The organism is Achromobacter pulmonis, from assembly GCF_002885955.2.
Classification (GTDB): Bacteria; Pseudomonadota; Gammaproteobacteria; order Burkholderiales; family Burkholderiaceae_B; genus Achromobacter; species Achromobacter pulmonis_A.
In genome coordinates this window covers 559,151-574,425 of the sequence record NZ_POQS01000002.1, presented here as the reverse complement: position 1 = coordinate 574,425, position 15,275 = coordinate 559,151, and the positions used below count along the sequence as shown (strand labels likewise).

At 67.3% G+C, this 15,275-nt stretch carries 16 protein-coding genes and 1 pseudogene; 13 read left to right on the top strand and 4 right to left on the bottom strand.

Annotated elements, in window-relative coordinates; genetic code table 11:
• Positions 1-56: 56 nt before the first annotated feature.
• Complete coding sequence (locus C1I89_RS08750; RefSeq protein ID WP_102772381.1) at positions 57-1,700, bottom strand: NAD(P)-binding protein; 1,644 nt, start codon at positions 1,698-1,700, stop codon at positions 57-59.
• A complete protein-coding gene (locus tag C1I89_RS08745) occupies positions 1,700-3,211 on the bottom strand; it encodes a polyamine aminopropyltransferase (protein ID WP_102772380.1) in 1,512 nt (503 codons plus the stop codon). Before C1I89_RS08745 ends, C1I89_RS08750 begins: the two co-directional genes overlap by 1 nt.
• Positions 3,212-3,298: 87 nt before the next feature.
• On the opposite strand from C1I89_RS08745, the gene C1I89_RS08740 reads away from it, so the two are divergent.
• The 10 genes and pseudogenes from C1I89_RS08740 to C1I89_RS08705 all read left to right on the top strand — a co-directional run bounded on the left by C1I89_RS08740 (position 3,299) and on the right by C1I89_RS08705 (position 9,793).
• Entirely contained in the window at positions 3,299-3,685 is a 387-nt protein-coding gene (locus C1I89_RS08740; protein WP_102772379.1) for a DUF350 domain-containing protein, read from the top strand.
• Positions 3,686-3,727: 42 nt separating this feature from the next.
• Positions 3,728-4,753: an SPFH domain-containing protein gene (locus tag C1I89_RS08735; RefSeq protein ID WP_102772378.1), complete on the top strand. Its 1,026-nt coding sequence runs from the start codon at positions 3,728-3,730 to the stop codon at positions 4,751-4,753.
• Positions 4,754-4,767: 14 nt separating this feature from the next.
• Positions 4,768-6,240, top strand: a complete 1,473-nt coding sequence (locus C1I89_RS08730) for a DUF4178 domain-containing protein (RefSeq protein WP_102772377.1) — start codon at positions 4,768-4,770, stop codon at positions 6,238-6,240.
• 4 nt (positions 6,241-6,244) lie between these two features.
• A complete protein-coding gene (locus C1I89_RS34435; RefSeq protein WP_168202097.1) occupies positions 6,245-6,397 on the top strand; it encodes a hypothetical protein in 153 nt (50 codons plus the stop codon).
• A complete protein-coding gene (gene speD / locus C1I89_RS08725; RefSeq protein ID WP_102772376.1) occupies positions 6,394-6,744 on the top strand; it encodes an adenosylmethionine decarboxylase in 351 nt (116 codons plus the stop codon). The genes C1I89_RS34435 and speD overlap by 4 nt, the downstream gene beginning before the upstream one ends.
• Before the next feature lie 100 nt (positions 6,745-6,844).
• Positions 6,845-7,600 carry a molybdate ABC transporter substrate-binding protein gene (gene modA, locus C1I89_RS08720; protein WP_102772375.1) on the top strand — a complete coding sequence of 252 codons (756 nt, stop codon included), beginning with the start codon at positions 6,845-6,847 and terminating at the stop codon, positions 7,598-7,600.
• Between the two features lie 23 nt (positions 7,601-7,623).
• Entirely contained in the window at positions 7,624-8,310 is a 687-nt protein-coding gene (gene modB / locus C1I89_RS08715) for a molybdate ABC transporter permease subunit (RefSeq protein ID WP_102772374.1), read from the top strand.
• Positions 8,307-8,783 (top strand): annotated as a pseudogene (locus tag C1I89_RS35850) (ATP-binding cassette domain-containing protein); the annotation flags it as partial. The gene modB and the pseudogene C1I89_RS35850, both read left to right, overlap by 4 nt.
• Complete coding sequence (locus C1I89_RS35845; RefSeq protein WP_440130630.1) at positions 8,772-9,110, top strand: molybdate ABC transporter permease subunit; 339 nt, start codon at positions 8,772-8,774, stop codon at positions 9,108-9,110. The pseudogene C1I89_RS35850 and the gene C1I89_RS35845, both read left to right, overlap by 12 nt.
• Entirely contained in the window at positions 9,107-9,793 is a 687-nt protein-coding gene (locus tag C1I89_RS08705; RefSeq protein ID WP_102772372.1) for an ATP-binding cassette domain-containing protein, read from the top strand. The genes C1I89_RS35845 and C1I89_RS08705 overlap by 4 nt, the downstream gene beginning before the upstream one ends.
• A 14-nt stretch (positions 9,794-9,807) precedes the next feature.
• On the opposite strand, the gene C1I89_RS08700 is transcribed toward C1I89_RS08705, so the two are convergent.
• Positions 9,808-10,602: a TOBE domain-containing protein gene (locus C1I89_RS08700; protein ID WP_102772371.1), complete on the bottom strand. Its 795-nt coding sequence runs from the start codon at positions 10,600-10,602 to the stop codon at positions 9,808-9,810.
• A 144-nt stretch (positions 10,603-10,746) separates the two neighbouring features.
• Here C1I89_RS08700 and C1I89_RS08695 point away from each other — a divergent pair, with 144 nt between their 5' ends.
• On the top strand, positions 10,747-11,343 hold the full coding sequence (locus tag C1I89_RS08695) for a DUF4136 domain-containing protein (protein ID WP_102772370.1): 597 nt from the start codon (positions 10,747-10,749) through the stop codon (positions 11,341-11,343).
• A gap of 17 nt (positions 11,344-11,360) precedes the next feature.
• Positions 11,361-12,554, top strand: coding sequence for a DUF3734 domain-containing protein (locus C1I89_RS08690; protein WP_102772369.1), 1,194 nt, complete (start codon positions 11,361-11,363; stop codon positions 12,552-12,554).
• Positions 12,555-12,936: 382 nt separating this feature from the next.
• On the opposite strand, the gene C1I89_RS08685 is transcribed toward C1I89_RS08690, so the two are convergent.
• On the bottom strand, positions 12,937-13,902 hold the full coding sequence (locus C1I89_RS08685) for an IS5 family transposase (RefSeq protein ID WP_102770808.1): 966 nt from the start codon (positions 13,900-13,902) through the stop codon (positions 12,937-12,939).
• A 150-nt stretch (positions 13,903-14,052) separates the two neighbouring features.
• Here C1I89_RS08685 and C1I89_RS08680 point away from each other — a divergent pair, with 150 nt between their 5' ends.
• On the top strand, positions 14,053-15,219 hold the full coding sequence (locus tag C1I89_RS08680) for an efflux RND transporter periplasmic adaptor subunit (RefSeq protein ID WP_102772368.1): 1,167 nt from the start codon (positions 14,053-14,055) through the stop codon (positions 15,217-15,219).
• Positions 15,220-15,275: the final 56 nt, after the last annotated feature.

Below are 15,275 nucleotides of genomic sequence, written 5' to 3'. Positions count from 1 at the left end.
ATTCCGCCAAAAGCCGCCGGGCCGCCGGCGGGACGCCGAATTGTATTGCAGCCCCCTCAGGCCGTGGGCGGCGCCTGCCCCAGGATGCGGCCGGCGGCGACCACGCCCCACCACGCGGCTTCTTCGAACACGGAATAGCCCGACAGGTCGGCATGCGCGAACAGCACCGGGCCGTCGACCTCGCGCAGCGCCGCCAGCCCGGCGTTGGACAGGTAGCCGCAAAGCGGCGAGGCCATCGCGTGGCCGCGCACCGTGATCTCCAGCGCCCGCGCGTTGCGCCAGAACGCCTTGCCGTAGGCCGCGATCAGGTCGGCGGCGGCTTCGTCGCGCAGGGCTTCGGGGCTGGCGGACGCCAGCCATTCGCGCGCGGCCCGCGGTGTCTGGCCGCTGAGCGCGTGATAGGCGCTGAACACGCTGCGCGGCGACGGCGCCACGCGCAGCAGCTGGTGCGTGGACACGACGTAGCCCAGCGCGCGTCCGCCGTAGACCACGTTGTCCCAGGACAGCGGCTCGCCCGGCGCCTCGGCCGGGTAGCCGTCCATGACGAAGTTCGACACCATCCAGGGCGCGTGCGAGGACGCGTGCACGGCCGGGTCGTAGCCGTAGGCGCGGATGTCGGGCAGGATGCGCTGGGCCACGAACAGCGGCATCGCGCACACCGTGCGGCGGGTCTGCACGCTGTAGGCCGAGGCCGCGGGGCCGGGCGCGAGGCAGGTGACCAGCGGGCCGGCGGGCGTGTCCTGGACGCGCACCGCGGCGCCGGCCACGAGCCATCGGTCATGGCCCAGCTTGCGCGTGACCGCGTCGCGCAGGCTGGCCGCCAGCACCGACAGGCCGCCGGGCCAGGTCAGCACCGCGCCCTCGGCGGCGTTGGCCGCATGGCCGTCGCGGCTGGCGAAATAATGCAGGCCGGCCCAGGCCGAGACCACGTCGTAGCGCGCGCCATAGTCGTCGCGGCAGCAGTAGTCCAGATACCAGTGCAGCGCCGGCGAGGTATAGCCTTCGCGCTGCAGCCACTGCTTGAACGTGATGGCGTCCAGCGCGCGCCACGCGGGATCGCGCGACGACAGCGCCAGCGGAATGCAGAAGAGCTTGCGGCCGTCGCTGCCGGTGGCGCCGCGCAGGCGTTCGATCAGGGCCAGGAAGCGCCGGTGCTGGGCCACGTCCGCCTCGGGCAGCCCGGTCATGGGCAGCAGGCCGTCTTCCCAGCGGCCGTCGCGCAGCAGACGTTCCTGGGGCGAGTGCGCCAGCACGGCCTCGTCGTAGTAGGGGCGCTCCTCGCCCGCGCCGCGCTGGATGACGCCGAAGTCGGCCAGCATTTCGCGCACGTGCGAGGACGCCAGCGACGGCAGCGGCAGGTAGTGCGCGCCCAGCGGATAGTCCAGGCCGTCGCGGCGGCCGCCGGCGGCGTTGCCGCCGAACTCCGGGCCTTGCACCACGATGAAATCGGTATGGCCTTCGCGCGCCAGTTTCCAGGCGCAGGACAGGCCGGCGACGCCGGCGCCCAGGATCGCCACGCCGTGGCGGCGCACGGACGCCGGCTGCGGCCAGGATGCGCCGTCGCGCAGCGCGTGGCCGGCCTGCATGCCGGGGTAATGCACCTGGGGCGTGGTCTCGACGATGCGCGAGCGCCAGTAGCCGGCGGCGGCGCCGGCGATCGCGGCCGTGCCCGCGCCCAACAGGAAGCTGCGGCGGCGCATCAGCGGATGACCTGGCGCCAGTCCTCGTCGAAATAGCGCACGAGCGACTGCTCATTCAAGCGGTTGGGCGGCATCGCGAGCGCCGGCATGTCGGCCGGGAAATGGAACAGCTCGCGCGTCGTGGCGGGGTCGAGGTAGCGCGTGGCCACCGTGATCTTCTCGGGCGGCGCGTAGTCGCGGCGCTTGCCCGCCAGGATGAATCCCCAGTCGCCGAAAGAGGGCACGTAGACGTGGTAAGGCCAGGTGTTCAGCCCGGCCTCTTTCAGCGTGGCGTCCACGCTCCAGAACGAGCGCGGCGCGAAGTAGGGCGAGGTGGACTGCACCACCAGATAGCCGTTCTCGGCCAGGTGGCGCGCCATCAGATGGTAGACGGGCACCGAGTACAGGCGGCCCAGGCCGAAGTTCGACGGGTCGGGAAAATCCACGATGATGAAGTCGTAGACCTCGGCATGGGTTTCCAGCCAGCGGCCGGCGTCCTCGTTGACGACGGTGACGCGCGGGTCGGTGAGCGAGCCGCCGTTCAGCCGGGTCAGCGGCTCGGAGCGCGAGAACAGGCCCGTCATGGCCGGGTCCAGGTCCACCAGCGTCACGCGCTCGACCTGCTTGTACTTGAGCACTTCGCGCACCGCCAGGCCGTCGCCGCCGCCCAGCACCAGCACGTTGCGCGCCCAGGGCAGGGCCTGCAGGCCCGGATGCACCAGCGATTCGTGGTAGCGGTGTTCGTCGCGCGAGGAGAACTGCAGGTTGCCGTTGATGTACAGGCGCAGGTCGTCGTGCCAGCGCGTGACCACCAGGCGCTGGTACGGCGTGGTTTCGGCATGCACCACCTCGTCGCCGTACAGGCCTTTCTCGGCCCAGGCCGTCATGTTGCCGGAATACAGAAAGCCCAGGCCCAGCAGCCCCATCACCACGCTGGCGCGGATGGCGCGCTCGCCGGGGCGGCGGACCTCGCTGCGGAACAGCCAGGTGGTCCACAGCGCCACGCCGGCGTTGAGCATGCCGAACAGGAAGCTGGTGCGCAGCAGCCCCAGCTTGGGCGCCAGCAGCAACGGGAACACCAGCGAGACGGCCAGCGCGCCCAGGTAGTCGAAGGTCAGCACGCGGCTGACGATCTCGCGGAACTCGGCCTTGCGCTGGTTGAACACCCGCATCACCAGCGGGATCTCCATGCCGACCATCATGCCGATGACGAACACGCCCACGTACAACGCGGCGCGAAACGGCGCGGACAGCCACGCGAAGACCAGGAACAGCACCGCCGCCGACACGCCGCCGAGCAGCGCGACCAGCAGCTCCACGTCGATGAATCGATTCAAAACGTCTTCGTCTTTTACATATTTTGACAACCACGAGCCTATGCCCATGGCGAACAGGTAGCAGCCGATGACGGAGGAGAATTGGAGGATGGAATCGCCCAGCAGATAGCTGGCCAGCGCGCTGCTGATGAGCTCGTAGCCCAGGCCGCAGGAAGCGACGATCAATACCGAAAGAATGAGTACGCGGTCGCGCATGGGATGTCCGACACGAAGAGCGTTCGCAGTATATCGAAGCCGGCGTATATACTGCGCGCAATTGGAGGGCTGGCAATGGGAGAAGCAATGCATCCGGCGGTGACCTATCTGATCTACATGGCTTCGGCGCTCGCGATGCTGGGCGTCTTCACGGCCGTCTACACGGCGGTGACGCGCTACCCGGAATTCGAGCTGATCCACGAAGGCAACATCGCCGCCGCGCTGTCCTACGGCGGCGCGCTGGTGGGCTTCAGCCTGACGCTGGGCTCCAGCATCGCGCTGCACGCCAGCTTCGTCATGTTCCTGGTCTGGGGCCTGGCCGCCATGCTGGTGCAGATCGTCGTCTACGTGGTGGTGGCGCAGGCCATCCGCGGAATGAACGACGCCATCAGGGAAAACAATATCGCCATGGGCGGCCTGATCGGCTCGATCTCGATCGCCGCCGGCATCGTCAACGCCGCCTGCCTGACCTGACACGCAAGGCGCGCAGTCTCCGACCCGACAGGAGGACTTTCCATGAGTCTCGGTTCATTCATCCGCAAGCAGTTCATCGACATCCTGCAATGGAACGAGGATCGCGACGGCGTGCTCGCCTGGCGCCATCCGATGCAGGACTTCGAAATCCAGTACGGCGCCAGCCTGACCGTGCGCGAGTCGCAGATGGCGGTGTTCGTCAACGAAGGCAAGGTGGCCGACGTGTTCGGCCCCGGCATGTACAAGCTCACCACGCAGACGCTGCCGATCCTGACCTACCTGAAGAACTGGGACAAGCTGTTCGAGTCGCCCTTCAAGTCGGACGTGATCTTCTTCAGCACGCGGCTGCAGCTGGGCCGGCGCTGGGGCACGGCGCAGCCGGTCACGCTGCGCGACAGCGAATTCGGCATGGTGCGGCTGCGCGCGTTCGGCGTGTATTCCTACCAGATCTCCGACCCGGGCAAGTTCTACCGCGAAGTCAGCGGCACGCGCGACGAATACACCGTCGACGACCTGGAAGCGCAGCTGCGCAACATGGTGGTTGCGGCCATGACCACGGCGCTGGGCGGCTCCAAGGTGCCGTTCCTGGACATGGCCGGCAACCAGGGCCTGATGTCGCAAAGCATCGCCGAACAGCTCGCGCCGGTGTTCGACCGCTACGGCGTTAGGCTGGACAACTTCACGGTGGAAAACGTCTCGCTGCCGGAGGAACTGCAGAAGGCGCTGGACACGCGGATCTCGATGGGCATGGCCGGCGACCTCGGCAAGTTCACCCAGTACCAGACTGCCACCTCGATTCCGCTGGCCGCGCAGAACGAAGGCGGCATCGCCGGCATCGGCGCGGGCCTGGCCGCCGGCGCGGCGCTGGGCCAGACCATGGCGCAGGGGCTGGGCGCGGCGCAGGGCCAGCCGCCCGCGCAGCCGGGCCAGCAACCTGCGCAGCCCGCGGCAGGCGCGGACCCGGTGCAGCGCCTGCAGCAGCTCAAGGACCTGCTGGACAAGGGGCTGATCACGGCGGCCGACTATGACTCGGCCAAGGCCGAGGTGCTGAAGAAACTCACCAGCTAGGACCTGGCCCACGCATGCAACAGGTTCTGTGTCCGCAGTGCGGCGCTCCCGTCAAGTTCACCTCCACGGCTTCCGTGATGGCGGTCTGCGGCGCGTGCCGCAGCACCTTGCTCAAGGATGCGGACTCGGTCCGGCGCATCGGCGAAACGGCCGAGGTGCTGGAGGACTATTCGCCGCTGTGCCTGGGCGCGGCCGGCAAGTACGAGGACAAGCGCTTCGACGTCATCGGCCGCATCCAGCTGCGCTACGAAGAAGGCTACTGGAACGAGTGGTACCTGTGGTTCGAGGACGGCTCGGACGGCTGGCTGTCGGACGCTTCGGGTCAGTACGCCGTGACCCGGCGGCGCAAGGTCAAGGACGCGCACGGCATGCCGCCGTTCGAGGAAATCGCGCCGGGCGTGGAAATAAAGCTGGACGGCCAGCGCTACACGGCCGCCGACGTGCGGGTCAGCCAGGCCGGCGGCGCGCAGGGCGAGCTGCCCTTCGTGCCCGGCGACGGCTGGCAGGCCAGGGCCGCGGACTTCCGCAGCCTGGACACGTTCCTGACGCTGGACTATTCCGACGGGCCCGAGCCGGTGCTCTATATCGGCAAGGCGTTCGACCTGTCCGCCATGCAGGCGGCGTCGCTGCGCAGCCCGGAGCAGGTGGAGGAAACCGCCGGCCGGTTCCGCGGCCAGATCAAGGCGCTGGACTGCCCCAATTGCGGCGCCCCGATAAGCTTCGTGGCGGCCCTGGCCACGCAGGTGATCTGCCCCTCGTGCGCGGCGGCGGTCGATTGCTCGGGCCCCACGGCCGAGGTCATCGAGAAGGCGCGCAAGGTCGAGGCGATCCAGACCACGCTGGCGCTGGGCGCGCGCGCCGAGATCGACGGCGCCGCCTACACCATCATCGGCCTGATGAAGTGCGCCGATCCCGATCCCGAAGAGCCTTCGGACTGGATCGAATACCTGCTGTTCAATCCCACCAAGGGCTTTATCTGGCTCGTCGAGACGGACGAGGGCTGGGAGCGCGTGCAGGTCTGCGACAGCTGGCCCAGCCATAACGACGCGACCAGCGTGCGCTGGCGTTCCAAGCTGTACAAGAAGCTGTACGACTACACCTCGCGCGTCGAACTGGCGCTGGGCGCCTTCAACTGGCGCGTGAAAGTGGGCGACAGCACCGCGATCACGGATTACCAGGCCACCAGCCTCAAGCTCACGCGCGAACTGACCGACACCGAACTGGGCTGGTCGGCAAGCACGCCGGTGGGGGCCGCCCAGGTGGCGCGGTGGTTCGGCAAGCCCCAACTGGCCGGGCAGAAGGCCGCGCCGCGCCGCGCCGCGCAGGACGGCGGCTACCGCAAGTGGGCCTGGATCGCCATGATCGGGCTGGGCGCGCTCAACCTGGACGAGATTTTCAGCGGACACTTCCTGCCCATCGTGATCGGCATGGCGTTCCTCTGGGTCCCCGCCGTGCTGGCGGACAGATTTTCCGGCAAGGACGAATAGCGCGATGGGCAAGATCCTGTATGCCATCTATGCCGTGGTGGTGGTGCTGGCCGCGACCAGCGCCGCCAGCTCCCCGGGCGGCGCCTATCGGGGCGGCGGCGGTTGGGGCGGCAGTTCGGGCAGTTCCGGCTGGTCTTCCGGCGGGTTCCACAAGTGACCGTGCACGCCACCGCCGGCCGCCACGTGCTGGCCGATTTCCGCGGCGTGCAGGCCGGGCGCCTGTCCGATCCGCAGGCGCTGGAGCGGCAGCTGGTCGACGCGGCCCGGGCCGCCGGGGCGCAGGTGCTGAGCGCCCATTTCCACCATTTCGGCGAGGGCGCCGGCGTGACCGGCGTAGTCATGCTGAGCGAATCCCACATCAGCATCCATTCCTGGCCCGAGCACCGCTACGCGGCCCTGGACATCTTCATGTGCGGCGCGGCCCGGCCCGAACTCGCGCTGGAACGGCTGCGCGAACTGCTGGCGCCCGAGTCGGTGAACGTCACCACGGTGGCGCGCGGCTGAGGCCGCCTCTCTGCTTGATCTGGCTCAATCTCCCGCGCAGAGCCAAATTGACGAGCGTTATATACCTATATATATTTCGTGAATCTGCACGGAGAAAACTATGTTCAAACGTCCCCTCGTCACGCTGTCCGCGGCGCTTGCCCTTGCCTGGGGCGGCGGCGTTCACGCCGGCGAGCTGGTGGTGTCGGCCGCCGCCAGCCTGACCAACGCGTTCAAGGAAGTGGCGCAGGGCTACGAGAAAGCGCACGCCGGCGCCAAGGTGATCCTGAATTTCGGCGCCTCCGACGTGCTGCTGCAGCAGATCGTCAAGGGCGCGCCGGCCGACGTGTTCGCCTCGGCCGACCAGAAAGCCATGGACAAGGCGGTCGCCGAGAAAGCGGTGCGGCCGGCGTCGCGGGTGGACTTCGCCGCCAACCAGGTGGTGCTGATCGTGCCGGCCGACAGCAAGGCGGGCATCGCGGCGCTCGAGGACCTGACGCGCCCGGATATCAAGCGCGTGGCCTACGGCAACCCGGCCTCGGTGCCGGTGGGGCGCTACACCAAGGGCGCGCTGGAGGCCGCCGGCCTGTGGGACGCGGTGCAGGCCAAGAGCGTGCTGGCCCAGAACGTGCGCCAGAGCCTGGACTACGTGGCGCGCGGCGAGGTCGACGCGGGCTTCGTGTTCGCCACCGACGCGGCCATCATGCCCGACAAGGTCAGGATCGCGGTGCGCGTGCCCTCGCAGACGCCGGTGACCTATCCCATCGCCATCACGGCGCGCGACGCGGCGGCAAGCCAAGCCGAAAGTTTCGTCGCCTATGTGCTGTCTCCCGCCGGTCAGGCGATACTGTCGCGCTACGGCTTCCAGAAGCCCTGAGACCTGTTGAATCGTAGGCGCCGATGACTGATCCGGTTTGGGTCCCGCTGCTGCTTTCCCTGAAAGTGGCGGGCTGGGCAACGCTATTGGCCGCCGTGTCCGGCACGGCCGCGGCCTATGCGCTGTCGCGCTGGCGCTGGCCGGGCCGCGACCTGCTGGACGCCATCTTCACCTTGCCGCTGGTGCTGCCGCCCACGGTGCTGGGCTATTACCTGCTGGTGCTGCTGGGCCGGCGCGGCGTCATCGGCGAGACGCTGGCCGGCTGGGGCATAGAGCTGGTATTCACCTGGCAGGGCGCGGTGATCGCCGCGTCCGTGGTGGCTTTTCCGCTGGTGTTCAAGTCGGCCCGCGCCGCCTTCGAGAACGTGGACGGCCAGCTGGAGAACGCGGCGCGCGTGCTGGGCGTGTGCGAGGCGGGCGTGTTCTTCCGCGTCACGCTGCCCTTGGCCGCGCGCGGCATCGCCGCCGGCGTGTTGCTGGCGTTCGCCCGCGCGCTGGGCGAATTCGGCGCCACGCTGATGATCGCCGGCAACCTGCCCGGACGCACCCAGACCCTGTCGGTGGCGATCTACGAAGCGGTGCAGGCCGGCGACGACGCCACCGCCAACCTGCTAGTGCTGGTGACTTCCGCGACCTGCATCGTGGTGTTGCTGCTGGCCGGCAGGCTGGTGCCGCTGGCCGGCGGGCGGCGCGAGGAGGGCGCGCGATGAGCGTCAGCATCCAGGTGCGTAAGCAGATGCAGTCGGGCGAACGGCGTTTTTCGCTGGACGTGGCCTTCGATTCCTCGGCCAAGCGCATCGCGCTGTTCGGCCCGTCCGGCGCCGGCAAGAGCCTGACCCTGCGCGCGGTGGCCGGCCTGCTGCGCCCGGACGCCGGGCGCATCGAGATCAACGGCCGCGTGCTTTACGACGCCGCGGCCGGCATCTGCCTGCCGGCGCAGTCGCGTCGCGTGGCCTATCTGTTCCAGGACTACGCGCTGTTTCCCCACCTGACCGTGGCGCAGAACATCGCGTTCGGACTGCGCCGCGGCTGGCTCAACCCGCCCAGACGCGAGGTCGGCCCGCAGGCGCGCCGCTGGGTGGAAGCGTTCGAACTGGGCGCCATCGTAGGCAGTTATCCCGCCGAGATTTCCGGCGGCCAGAAGCAGCGCGTGGCGCTGGCGCGCGCCCTGATGCTGCAGCCGGANGCGGCGCGCGTGCTGGGCGTGTGCGAGGCGGGCGTGTTCTTCCGCGTCACGCTGCCCTTGGCCGCGCGCGGCATCGCCGCCGGCGTGTTGCTGGCGTTCGCCCGCGCGCTGGGCGAATTCGGCGCCACGCTGATGATCGCCGGCAACCTGCCCGGACGCACCCAGACCCTGTCGGTGGCGATCTACGAAGCGGTGCAGGCCGGCGACGACGCCACCGCCAACCTGCTAGTGCTGGTGACTTCCGCGACCTGCATCGTGGTGTTGCTGCTGGCCGGCAGGCTGGTGCCGCTGGCCGGCGGGCGGCGCGAGGAGGGCGCGCGATGAGCGTCAGCATCCAGGTGCGTAAGCAGATGCAGTCGGGCGAACGGCGTTTTTCGCTGGACGTGGCCTTCGATTCCTCGGCCAAGCGCATCGCGCTGTTCGGCCCGTCCGGCGCCGGCAAGAGCCTGACCCTGCGCGCGGTGGCCGGCCTGCTGCGCCCGGACGCCGGGCGCATCGAGATCAACGGCCGCGTGCTTTACGACGCCGCGGCCGGCATCTGCCTGCCGGCGCAGTCGCGTCGCGTGGCCTATCTGTTCCAGGACTACGCGCTGTTTCCCCACCTGACCGTGGCGCAGAACATCGCGTTCGGACTGCGCCGCGGCTGGCTCAACCCGCCCAGACGCGAGGTCGGCCCGCAGGCGCGCCGCTGGGTGGAAGCGTTCGAACTGGGCGCCATCGTAGGCAGTTATCCCGCCGAGATTTCCGGCGGCCAGAAGCAGCGCGTGGCGCTGGCGCGCGCCCTGATGCTGCAGCCGGACATCCTGCTGCTGGACGAACCGTTCTCGGCCCTGGACGCGCAGCTGCGCGGCAAAATGCGGCTGGAGCTCAACGCCTTGCAGCGCCAGCTGGACGTGCCCATGCTGCTGATCACGCACGACCCCGCCGACGTGGACGCCCTGGCCGACGAAGTGTTCGAAGTGCGCGAGGGCAGCGTGCGCCGCTATGACGCGGACGTGGGCGTGTAATCTCCCGGACCGCCTTAATCCAGCACCCCGAGAATCACGCTCGAAGCCTTGAAGATCGCCACCGCGTCCGCGCCGACGTCCAGCCCCAGGTCCTTGGCGCTTTCGTTGGTGACGATGGCCGCCAGCGTGACCCCGCCCTCCAGCGCAATCAGGATCTCGCTGTTGACCGCGCCCGGATGCAGCGCCGAGATCGTGCCCGGCAGCTGGTTGCGCGCCGACAGGCGCAGGCCCGGTCCGGGCGCGCCGACGATGACCGACGAGGCCTTGATCAGCGCGATCGCCTCCTTGCCCACGGCCAGGCCCAGTTCCTGCGTGCTTTCGCGGGTGATGGTGGCGGTGATGGCCTGGCCGCCGGCGATGCGCAGCACGATCTCGTCGTTGACGGCGCCGGCGCGCACCTGGATGACGGTGCCCAACAGCTTGTTGCGCGCGCTGGTCTTGAGCATGAAGCGCCTCATGAGGTCGATGTCGCCGCTGGCGTCCAGGCCGGCGCGGGTCAGGTTTTCCATGAACTTGCGGTGTTCCGCCTCCAGCGCCCGGAAGGTCGCGATCAGGCGGCGGGCGCGGTCGGTGAGGCGGGTGCCGCCGCCGCCCTTGCCGCCGGCCGCGCGGATCACCAGCGGTTCGCCGGCCAGGTTGTTCATGGCGTCGATGGCGTCCCAGGCGCCCTTGTAGCTCATGCCTACGGCGCGCGCGGCGTTGGTGATCGAGCCGGTGGCGTCGATCTGCGCCAGCAGGTCTATGCGGTTTTTTCCGCCCCAGGTCTGGGCGCCGGAACGAAACCAGATCGAGCCGTCGAGTTCCAACATCGGTAGCGGGCCTGTGCGGTGTGTAGACAGGCGCAGAGTGTACTGGACGGCGCGCCGCGCGGGCACGGTGAGAATGAGATTCTGTTGATATTTCGCGGGCTTCGCGGCACTATGTTTGCGCCTTGGGCTCTCGGAGAAAACGACATGAAAGCGTTGAAATGGCTGGCGGCGGGTTCCATGACGGGGTTGTTGGCGGCCTGCGCCTCTGGCCCCACGGTGAAAGGCGACTACGACCACCAGGCCGATTTCGCCCAGTACCGCACGTTCGGTTTCATGACGCCGCTGGGCACGGACCGGGCCGGCTACAGCACGCTGCTGACCGAGCGGCTCAAGAACGCCACGCGCAGCCAGATGGAGATGCGCGGCTACACCTATAGCGCCTCCAGTCCCGACCTGCTGGTCAACTTCGGCGCCAAGATGCAGCAGAAGACGCAGGTCACCCCGGCCGCCCCGATGGGGCCGTACTACGGCTACCGCGCGGGCTTCTACGGCGGCTGGCCCGGCTACGGCTGGGGCGAGGACGTCTATCAATATACTGAGGGCACCCTGAACATCGACCTGGTCGACGCGCGCCGCAGGCAGCTGGTGTGGGAAGGCGTGGCGGTGGGAGAGGTGCAGGACCCGGACAGCACCGGCTCCCCCCAGAAGGTGGACCAGGTCGTCGCCGAGATCTTCGCCAAGTATCCGTTCCGCGCCGGCGTGGCCGCGCCGCAGGTGCCGGACAAGCAGAGCAAACCCTAGCAGCAAGGAATTCCCGCATGAGCGCACGCCGCAAGGCACAGTCCAGGAACACCGGCGATACGCCGCCCTACGAAGTCGTCGCCCTGGTGCTGCAGGGCGGCGGCGCTCTCGGCGCCTACCAGGCCGGGGTCTACGAGGGGCTGCACGAGGCGGGCATCCGGCCCAACTGGATCTCGGGGATCTCCATCGGTTCCATCAATGCGGCCATCATCGCCGGCTCGCCCGAGGACGAGCGCGTGGAGCGGCTGCGCGGCTTCTGGGAAAGCATCTGCCGCCCGGCCGGTTTCGCCGCGCTGCCCTGGGGCGAGACGCTGGCGCAGATGTTCGCCGGCGTGCCGTTCGGCTTCGGCTCGCCGGTGCTGAACGGGCAGATATCGGCGATGCAGGCCCTGTTCTCCGGGCAGCCGGGGTTTTTCAAGCCGCGCGTGCCGCCGCCGTATCTGGTGCGCGGGCAGGGCGCGGCCTCCACCAGTTTCTACGACACCACGCCGCTGGCCGCGACGTTGCGGCAATTCGTGGATTTCGATCTGCTCAACAGCGGGGCAGTGCGCGCCAGCTTTGGCGCGGTCAACGTGCGCAGCGGCAACTTCGCCTATTTCGACAGCCTCAAGCACAAGCTGGAACCCGAGCACATCATGGCTTCGGGCGCCTTGCCGCCGGGTTTTCCGGCGGTCGAAATCGACGGCCAGCATTATTGGGACGGCGGCCTCGTCTCGAATACGCCGCTGGCGCAGGTGCTGACCACCGAGACCATGCGCGACACCCTGGCGTTCCAGGTCGATCTATGGCCGGCGCGCGGCAATTTGCCGGCCTCGCTGGAAGACGTGGCCGAGCGCCAGAAGGACATCCAGTATTCGAGCCGGACCCGCCTGGTCACCGACCAGCTGCGGCGCGTGCTGAAACTGCGCCACGGGCTGCAGCGGCTGCTCGAGCGCCTGCCCCAGGCCGAGCGCAACGCCGCCGACCTGGCGGAATTGCGCAAGCTCTCGCATACGCCGGCCACCAATATCGTCAACTTGATATACGAATCCAAGCACGAAGAGCGATTTTCCAAGGATTATGAATTCGGCACCGAGGCCATGCGCGAGCACTGGGAAGCGGGGCTGGCCGATATACGCCATACCCTCGCCAAGCCCGGCATCCTGGACCGGCCCACCGAGAACAGCTGCTTCGTGACCCACGACATACACCGCAATGGCACGCGCACCTGAGGGCGCAGATTGTTGATTCCATGCCGCAAACCGGCGCGCGCGGGCGATTTTGCGAGATGAAAATCCGTGGTTTCCCCGATAACTGAGTTACATTAACGGGCTATTCAAACACCTTGATGACGAATGCGTTATTTTGACCGCGGGCAAAAGTCGCGGAAAAATAACGCGCTTGCTTGTCGCGACTACGGATACCTACGCGGGGGTTTCAATGCGGTTTTCGCCTAAGGAAGGTCTGAAGAACTCGATTTCAAACATCCAAAAATCGACCTCATGACCAAAGTATTCAAAAATGGTTAAAAACTGCTCAAATCATCGCCACTTTCGGGTTGTTTGCACCCCGATCAGGCCCGTTTTCGGGCCTGTTGGCGCTTTTTGGGCGCACTTACCCTGCCACCGCCGTCAACGGGCGGCGTGCCATCCAGATATTGGACAGCGTAAACAACATTTTCAAATGCGCAGTGTTCTTGGCCAGTCCACGGAATCTGACTTTACGAAACCCGAATTGGCATTTGATGACACGAAACGGATGCTCAACCTTGGCTCGAAGACTGGATTTGGCCCGCTCAATGTTTTGCGTCAAACGATCAATTGCGCTGTTACCCAAGGCGCGCCGTTTGCCGGGGCGCATGGCAATGTGCCAGGTTACGTCACGCCCTTGGTGCTCGGGTCGTTTGTCTACGCCTTGATAACCGGCATCGCCAAAAGCCAACGTTTCTTCACCATGCAGCAACGCAGCCGCCTGAGTAACATCATGCTCATTGGCAGCGGTGCCCACCACCGTGTGGACCAGCCCGCTGTGAAGATCAACCCCAATGTGGGCCTTCATCCCAAAGTGCCACTGGTTTCCCTTTTTGGTCTGATGCATCTCGGGGTCCCGCGTGCCGCTGGCGTTCTTGGTCGAGCTGGGTGCATCGATAATTGTGGCGTCCACAATGGTGCCTTTGCGCACCTGAATGCCTTGATCCTGCAACAGCAGGTTGACCGCCTCAAGCGCTTGGTCGGCAATGTTGTGCTGCTCGAGCAGATGACGGAAGTTCAAAATGGTGGTCTCGTCCGGCACACGACCTCCAGGCAGTTTGGCAAACTGGCGCATCGAAAAGCTGTCGTACAGCGTCTCTTCCATGGCCGGGTCCGACAGCGAAAACCACAGTTGCATGAAGTAGATGCGCAGCATCGTTTCCAGCGGATACGGTGGACGACCGATGCCCGGTTTGGGGTAATGCGGATCGACCAGATCGGCAAAGAGCTTCCACGGCACCGCACGCTCCATCTTGGCCAGAAACTTCTCACGGCGCGTTTTCTTGCGTTTGCCAACGTACTCGGCTTCGGAAAAACTCAACTGGCTCATCGGGTTCACTCGGATCGGACTGTTTTCAATAACTTATATTCTGACAGGTTCGTTGGACTTGTTCAGAGGTTCCCTAAACGTGTTTCGAGGCTGGCTTTTTCGGGCGGCGTCCTCGCGCTGATATTGGCGGGTTGCGGCGAAAAGCCGCAGATGAATCCAGGCATGCCGCAGGTAAGCGTCATCACGATCCAGCCGCAGCGCGCGCCCATCGTGTCGGAGCTGCCGGGCCGGGTCGACGCCGTGCGCGATGCGCAGATCCGTTCGCGGGTCACCGGCATCGTGCAGAAGATCACCTTCGAGCAGGGCGGCGACGTCAAGGAAAACCAGCTGCTGTTCAAGATCGACCCGGCGCCCTACAAGGCCGCCTACGATCAGGCCACCGCGCAGCTCAAGCAGGCGCAGGCCAACCTGTTCAGCGCCAAGCTGCTGGCCGACCGCTACGCGCCGCTGGTCAAGGCCAACGCCGTCAGCAAGCAGGAATACGACAACGCCGTGGCTTCGTACCGCCAGGCCGACGCCGCGGTCGCCGCTGCCAAGGCGGCGCAGGACAATGCCGCCATCAACCTGGGCTACACCGACGTCTCCTCGCCCATCACGGGCCGCATCGGCAAGCCGCTGGTCACCGAGGGCGCGCTGGTCGAGGCCACGTCCGCCACGCAGATGGCCATCGTGCAGCAGCTCGACCCGATCTACGTGGACTTCACCCAGTCCACCGCGGAACTGGCGTCGCTGCGCCGCGCCTTCGCCAGCGGCAAGCTGCAGCAGGTCGGCAAGGACATGGCGCGCGCCACCATCGTGCTGGAAGACGGCACCGAGTACGACCATCCCGGCAAGCTGCTGTTCACCGGCATCACCGTGGACCCGTCCACCGGCCAGGTCAACCTGCGCGCCGAAGTGCCCAACCCCGACGGCATCCTGCTGCCCGGCATGTACGTGCGCGTGCGCCTGGAGCAGGGCGTCGACGACAAGGCGCTGATGGTGCCGCAGCAGTCGCTGCAGCGCACGGCCGACGGCATGCAGAGCCTGATGCTGGTCAAGGACAACAAGATCGAGCAGGTGCCGGTGACCACCGGCGGCGCCATCAAGAACCAATGGGTCGTCACCAGCGGCCTGAAGGCCGGCGACGTGGTGGTCGTGGAAGGCTTCCAGAAGGTCCGCCCGGGCGCGCCGGTCAAGGCCAGCCCCTGGACCAAGCAGCAGGGCGCGGCGCACGCGCCGGGCGCCCAGCCCGCCGCAGCGCCGGAAGCCAAGCCCGAAGCCAAGCCCGAAGCCAAGCCGGACGCCAAGCCGGCCGAGCCCGCAGGCCAGAAATCTTAAGCGGCACGCGGCGCTTGCGCCGCGTTCCTCTTTCGTGAGCATCGCTTTCAGAGTCA

What these genes read in the sequence shown, in the direction of transcription:
- C1I89_RS08745 (WP_102772380.1), bottom strand. Translation starts at nt 3,211, where the DNA reads ATGCGCGACCGCGTACTCATTCTTTCGGTATTGATCGTCGCTTCCTGC.
- C1I89_RS08705 (WP_102772372.1), top strand. Translation starts at nt 9,107, where the DNA reads ATGAGCGTCAGCATCCAGGTGCGTAAGCAGATGCAGTCGGGCGAACGG.
- modA (WP_102772375.1), top strand. Translation starts at nt 6,845, where the DNA reads ATGTTCAAACGTCCCCTCGTCACGCTGTCCGCGGCGCTTGCCCTTGCC.
- C1I89_RS08695 (WP_102772370.1), top strand. Translation starts at nt 10,747, where the DNA reads ATGAAAGCGTTGAAATGGCTGGCGGCGGGTTCCATGACGGGGTTGTTG.
- C1I89_RS08690 (WP_102772369.1), top strand. Translation starts at nt 11,361, where the DNA reads ATGAGCGCACGCCGCAAGGCACAGTCCAGGAACACCGGCGATACGCCG.
- C1I89_RS34435 (WP_168202097.1), top strand. Translation starts at nt 6,245, where the DNA reads ATGGGCAAGATCCTGTATGCCATCTATGCCGTGGTGGTGGTGCTGGCC.
- C1I89_RS08735 (WP_102772378.1), top strand. Translation starts at nt 3,728, where the DNA reads ATGAGTCTCGGTTCATTCATCCGCAAGCAGTTCATCGACATCCTGCAA.
- C1I89_RS08730 (WP_102772377.1), top strand. Translation starts at nt 4,768, where the DNA reads ATGCAACAGGTTCTGTGTCCGCAGTGCGGCGCTCCCGTCAAGTTCACC.
- C1I89_RS08685 (WP_102770808.1), bottom strand. Translation starts at nt 13,902, where the DNA reads ATGAGCCAGTTGAGTTTTTCCGAAGCCGAGTACGTTGGCAAACGCAAG.
- C1I89_RS08740 (WP_102772379.1), top strand. Translation starts at nt 3,299, where the DNA reads ATGCATCCGGCGGTGACCTATCTGATCTACATGGCTTCGGCGCTCGCG.
- C1I89_RS08750 (WP_102772381.1), bottom strand. Translation starts at nt 1,700, where the DNA reads ATGCGCCGCCGCAGCTTCCTGTTGGGCGCGGGCACGGCCGCGATCGCC.
- modB (WP_102772374.1), top strand. Translation starts at nt 7,624, where the DNA reads ATGACTGATCCGGTTTGGGTCCCGCTGCTGCTTTCCCTGAAAGTGGCG.
- C1I89_RS08680 (WP_102772368.1), top strand. Translation starts at nt 14,053, where the DNA reads ATGAATCCAGGCATGCCGCAGGTAAGCGTCATCACGATCCAGCCGCAG.
- C1I89_RS08700 (WP_102772371.1), bottom strand. Translation starts at nt 10,602, where the DNA reads ATGTTGGAACTCGACGGCTCGATCTGGTTTCGTTCCGGCGCCCAGACC.